This is a genomic window from Kitasatospora sp. A2-31 (genome assembly GCF_022288725.1).
Lineage (GTDB): Bacteria > Actinomycetota > Actinomycetes > Streptomycetales > Streptomycetaceae > Kitasatospora.
The window spans coordinates 1-1,163 of sequence record NZ_JAKNTA010000243.1 but is presented as its reverse complement, the minus strand read 5'-3'; the positions used below and the strand labels follow the sequence as shown (position 1 = coordinate 1,163).

The 1,163-nt window shown below is 79.7% G+C and carries 1 pseudogene; it reads right to left on the bottom strand.

From position 1 onward, the window contains the following. Positions 1–940, bottom strand: a pseudogene (locus MCM47_RS41205) (TIGR00374 family protein); the annotation flags it as partial. Positions 941–1,163: the final 223 nt, after the last annotated feature.

Genomic DNA, 1,163 nt, shown 5'->3' with positions numbered 1-1,163 from the left:
GCGCCCGGGGGTGCGGGGCGGTCCGCAGCCGCATCCGCCGCCAGGCGCGCTGGACCAGGGCGGCGGTGACGGCCTGCCGGTCGAGCAGCTGGACGTCGAGATCGGGGCGGCCGGGCTCCTGGGTGACCAGGTAGCGGTCCGGGCCGGCCGGTCGGGCGGCGACCGGGCGCAGGCCGGCCTCGCGCAGGCTGCGCAGGAGCTGCGCCGGCTTCGGCCGCGGGTCGGGAGTGCCGACGGCGTAGCTGGTGCCGTGGGCGGCGGTCCAGCCGATCAGCAGTCCGAGCAGGAGGGCGGTGGGGGTGGCGTACCCGGCGGCGAGGCCGGCGAGGGCGGAGGCCGCGAGGGTGAGCCGGGGGAGCCGGCGCTCGCGGGCGCCGGAGGCGGTCAGGAAGGCGAGCACCGGGGCGAGGTAGCCGTAGACCGGTTCGGTGTGCGCCAGGCCGCCGCCGGGCAGCCGTTGGGTGAGCGCGGCGACCAGGGTCGGGGACGCCGCCTCGTCGACCCAGAGGTCGAGCGCGAGCGAGACCCCGTAGGCCAGGACGGCGGCCAGCAGCCCGTCGGAGAGGTGTTGGAGGGTGCGCCGACGGTCGGCTGCGGCCGAGGTCAGCCGGCGGGCCGCGGAGTAGGCGGGGACCAGCAGCAGGGCGGCGGTGGTCAGGCCCCCGGCGAGTCCGGCCAGGGTGCGCGGGACCAGTTCGGCGGCCTGGGCGACGTCGCTGGCGATGCCGGAGGTGGTGGCCCGCGCGTAGTCGGCGAGCAGCAGCGTCAGGGTGATCCCGGCGACACCGGCCAGCAGCCGGATCAGCGCCACCGGCTGCCGGACCCGGCCGGTGGCGGCCGGCCCGGGCGGCGCGTCCCCGCCGGGCCCGCTCGGCCCGGGTATGCCGCCGGACCGGGCACCGCCCGTGTCGCTGTCCACTCTCCCCGTCACGATCGCCACGGTTGGCATGCTCCCATGGCCCGGCCCGGGCGCGGCGGAGAACCCTTGGTCCGGGCGGTCGGGCGCGCCCGGGCGCCCGGGCCCACCGGCCCGTGGGGTGGGTCCGGCCTGTGGGGTGGGCCGGTGGGTCAGGCCTGCTCGGCGGGTCAGGCCTGCTCGGCGGGTCAGGCCTGCTCGGCGGGTTCAGGCCTGGCGGGTGGGGGGGGGGGCCACCGGGGGGGGG